6 protein-coding genes are annotated in these 3,254 nt (G+C 37.2%); all 6 read right to left on the bottom strand.

Going from position 1 to position 3,254, the window contains the following annotated elements; genetic code table 11:
• Nucleotides 1-141: 141 nt before the first annotated feature.
• The 6 genes from CWS31_RS17085 to CWS31_RS17060 all read right to left on the bottom strand — a co-directional run bounded on the left by CWS31_RS17085 (nt 142) and on the right by CWS31_RS17060 (nt 3,179).
• Nucleotides 142-708: a GNAT family N-acetyltransferase gene (locus CWS31_RS17085; RefSeq protein ID WP_101345776.1), complete on the bottom strand. Its 567-nt coding sequence runs from the start codon at nt 706-708 to the stop codon at nt 142-144.
• 110 nt (nt 709-818) lie between these two features.
• A complete protein-coding gene (locus CWS31_RS17080; protein ID WP_101345775.1) occupies nt 819-1,115 on the bottom strand; it encodes a HigA family addiction module antitoxin in 297 nt (98 codons plus the stop codon).
• Nucleotides 1,115-1,393 carry a type II toxin-antitoxin system RelE/ParE family toxin gene (locus CWS31_RS17075; protein WP_101345774.1) on the bottom strand — a complete coding sequence of 93 codons (279 nt, stop codon included), beginning with the start codon at nt 1,391-1,393 and terminating at the stop codon, nt 1,115-1,117. Before CWS31_RS17075 ends, CWS31_RS17080 begins: the two co-directional genes overlap by 1 nt.
• A 150-nt stretch (nt 1,394-1,543) precedes the next feature.
• Complete coding sequence (locus CWS31_RS17070; RefSeq protein ID WP_101345773.1) at nt 1,544-1,924, bottom strand: hypothetical protein; 381 nt, start codon at nt 1,922-1,924, stop codon at nt 1,544-1,546.
• 475 nt (nt 1,925-2,399) lie between these two features.
• The gene (locus tag CWS31_RS17065) at nt 2,400-2,705 is read right to left on the bottom strand and encodes a hypothetical protein (protein ID WP_101343753.1); all 306 of its coding nucleotides are present in this window, start codon (nt 2,703-2,705) and stop codon (nt 2,400-2,402) included.
• A 111-nt stretch (nt 2,706-2,816) separates the two neighbouring features.
• Nucleotides 2,817-3,179, bottom strand: coding sequence for a DUF2513 domain-containing protein (locus CWS31_RS17060; protein WP_101343754.1), 363 nt, complete (start codon nt 3,177-3,179; stop codon nt 2,817-2,819).
• Between the last annotated feature and the right edge of the window lie 75 nt (nt 3,180-3,254).

Raw genomic sequence — 3,254 nt, 5'->3', positions numbered from 1 at the left:
GCAAAACGTGAATCAAAAAATATATCTTACGCAAATAACCCAATACACCTAACGCCCCAATAAGGGGCTAAAAATTGTTTGCTAAAATGTGTAGCGAAGCGAAACCGAGCAAACTGTTTTTAGTCCCGCTTAATTGGCTTGTTATATGCCGATATTACTCGGGTTAATTTTTGATGTTAAAACATGATCTTGCCACGAGCCAGCTATTTTTAAATATGATTTAGCCATACCTTCCTTTTCAAAGCCGAGCCTTGTTAAAAGGTTTTCACTGCGAATATTTGAAGGTATATAGTTTGCCATGATTCTGTGAAGCTTTATTTTAGAAAAAACATAATCCGTTGCCTCTTGAAGCATTTCAAACATTAACCCTTTACCTTCATCTTTAGCATTAATTGAATAACCCAAATTACACGCTTGAAATGCACCGTGAACAATATTAGAAAAATTACAGGTGCAAATGACTCTAGAGCGTGTTTTATCGAGACCGACAAGTGGAATTGATGAGCCAGATTTAAAACCTTTAAAGTTTAACTCTACTCGCTTTTTTACGGATTCATTGGTGAAATAGTTTTCTGTTCTTATTGGTTCCCATTTTGATAAATGCTCTCGGTTATTATTTTCGTAATTAGCTAATAAAGTAAAATCTTCTGGGCTAAGCACAGTAATAATAAGATTTTCGGTAATTAGCTCGGGAATAGAATCTTTCACTGAACACTCTCAAGGCATATAACGCTTTGCTAAGCGGAAAATAATGGTTGGCTATAATCGCGAAGCGATGGCCAACTGTTATTTTTCCGTTTAAGCAACTTGTTATATTTTTATGCCACTGCAAAATTTACAAAGTGGACATTAGTTAAATTTATTTGCTGTTTAGCATGCCAGAGATCGTAGTTATCTTGCATTGATAACCAACTCTCTGGTGTTCTGCCAATTGCTTTAGATAAGCGAAGTGCCATTTCTGGTGAGATAGCGCTTTGACCCTTTAGAACTCTATTTAAAGTAGACGATGCTACATCTAGCTGTTTAGCTAAATAACGACAGCTAAGACCAGATGGTTCCAAATAAACGTCATAGATAAACTCCCCTGGGTGTGGCGGATTATGATGCATACTCATTAGTGATAGTCCTCATAGTTGAGAATATAAGCATTACCATCGATAAATTCGAAAGTAATACGCCAATTACCATTTACAGTAATAGACCAAATCCCGTCACGATTCCCCTTTAATGGGTGTAACTTAAAGCCGGGTAAATTGATATCATCAATTTCTTGTGCGGTATCTATTGCGGCAAGTTGCATTCGTAATTTACGTTGATGTTTTGCCTGAATACCGGAAACACTACCAGTTTGGAAGTATTTCTTAAGGCCTTTGTGCTTGAAAGATTTAATCATGCCACAAGTGTAGCGTGATGCGCATCACTTGTCGATAAAAATATAACGCTTACATAAGCGGAAAAGTATAGTTGGCTAAAATGGTTTGAGGAACGAAAAACAGCCAACTGTAATTTTTCCGTTTAATGTTCTTGTTAGGTAATAATTTACTCAAAAGTTAACAGGGAACTTTTGAACAATGTATGAAACGCCTAAGTGATAAGTAACAGGGATCCAAATTAATCCGTATAAAGAAAGCTTCCACTTTTCAGGTGGACCATATACTTTATCGCCGATAAGACCGAAACCAAACCAAATCATTAAGAACGGAATCATTACCAATAAATTGTGATTAACAGCTAGTGCCCATAACACTCCGTATACAAAAGCCACTAAACCACAAAAAAGCACATAAAGAGTGGTAACGGGTGAATTAGTAGAATCAATTTCGTTATTTCTCTGTAACTCTAAATGCTTTTTTGCACCACCAGCAAAAAAGCCACATATACCTGTAGAAATAAGAGCTATTAAATAGGACTCAACACTATCCATGAACTACTACCTTTGTTTATTACCTAACGCCTCATTAAGAGGCAAAAAATTGTTTGCTAAAATGTTGAGGCACGAAACAGCAAACTGTTTTTTGTCCTGCTTTAATGCCTTGTTAGGTGTTTGAACTGATTAGAATTTATGCCACCTAAACTTACCAAACCACAATAAAGTAATTGGCAAAGTCTTGCACGAAATTTTGCAGTAAAAACTGAGAAATTAGCGCACCAAAAAGTTAAATAAACTGCTTTGCTCAATTTTATGTAACACCGCGAAACAATAATATACGTGCGATAAATACAAAACTTAATTACGTTTTAGGATACGTGATTGATGCGCAAAACGTGAATCAAAAAATATACCTTACGTAAGTAACCCAATACACCTAACGCCTCATTCAGAGGCAATAAAATAGTTGGTTAAAATAAGCGAGGTACGAGCAAAAACCAACTGTTTTTTGTCCTGCTGAAATGACTTGTTAGTTGGCAACTGACTCATACCATTTTTCATGTGCTTTTAAGTCTTCGCCAAAGCCTGCGACCATCAATAGATCTCTACAATCGGATGTTGCGAGCTTTAAAGCCCTATCTAAACCTGTTTCACTCTCAAGTGATAATTTCAAAACTGCGAACCTTATACGTTCCATTTGAACAGGAGTCCATCCGGTACAACCAAGAGCCTCTGTACCACATTCATTTTCTAATATATCCGCAATTTCTTTAGCTTCACGAGACTTATAAAGCGTATGAATTAAAGACTCGGTATTTGAACTAAGTGCACTCATCGAATTGCCTACTAACGCCCAAATAAGGGGCTAATTATTGCTGGCTAAAATAACGAACGAAGTGAGGCAGCCAGCTGTAATTAGTCCCACTTCATTTTCTTGTTAGGTACACTATAACCCAAGAGCAGATTTACCGATATGTACTGCAACGCCTTTAATTACATCAAAGCTCATTGCCCCACCTTTTTCACTGATGAGGGATTTGGTTTTATCCCAAGTTGATTTGGATTTGATTGAATCAAGAAACTCATGCCCATCCCAAGTTAAACGGTGCACATGAAATTGAGTTGGACCGCGCCCAAGCTCTTGCGATAAAGAGGCATAAATAATCCCTGCCTCGTCGAGTAACTCTACATGGTAAGAAATATTAAATGCTTTATCAGCATCAAATGCACTCAACGTGAGGCTTTGATTTGGTTCAAGGCTCTCAGTCGCAATTAATATCTCTCTGATAACATCCCAATCCCTTTTCATACTCCAATCCTTTTGGTGTACCTAACGCCACACTAAGCGGAAAATAACAGTTTGGCTATACTGCGCGAGGTACGA

It is taken from the genome of Colwellia echini, assembly GCF_002843355.2.
GTDB lineage: Bacteria > Pseudomonadota > Gammaproteobacteria > Enterobacterales > Alteromonadaceae > Colwellia > Colwellia echini.
This window is presented reverse-complemented; position numbering and strand designations above follow the sequence as displayed.

Bases quoted from the DNA above. Each gene is read 5' to 3' on its own strand.
- CWS31_RS17080 (WP_101345775.1), bottom strand. From the start codon at position 1,115: ATGAGTATGCATCATAATCCGCCACACCCAGGGGAGTTTATCTATGAC.
- CWS31_RS17075 (WP_101345774.1), bottom strand. From the start codon at position 1,393: ATGATTAAATCTTTCAAGCACAAAGGCCTTAAGAAATACTTCCAAACT.
- CWS31_RS17070 (WP_101345773.1), bottom strand. From the start codon at position 1,924: ATGGATAGTGTTGAGTCCTATTTAATAGCTCTTATTTCTACAGGTATA.
- CWS31_RS17065 (WP_101343753.1), bottom strand. From the start codon at position 2,705: ATGAGTGCACTTAGTTCAAATACCGAGTCTTTAATTCATACGCTTTAT.
- CWS31_RS17060 (WP_101343754.1), bottom strand. From the start codon at position 3,179: ATGAAAAGGGATTGGGATGTTATCAGAGAGATATTAATTGCGACTGAG.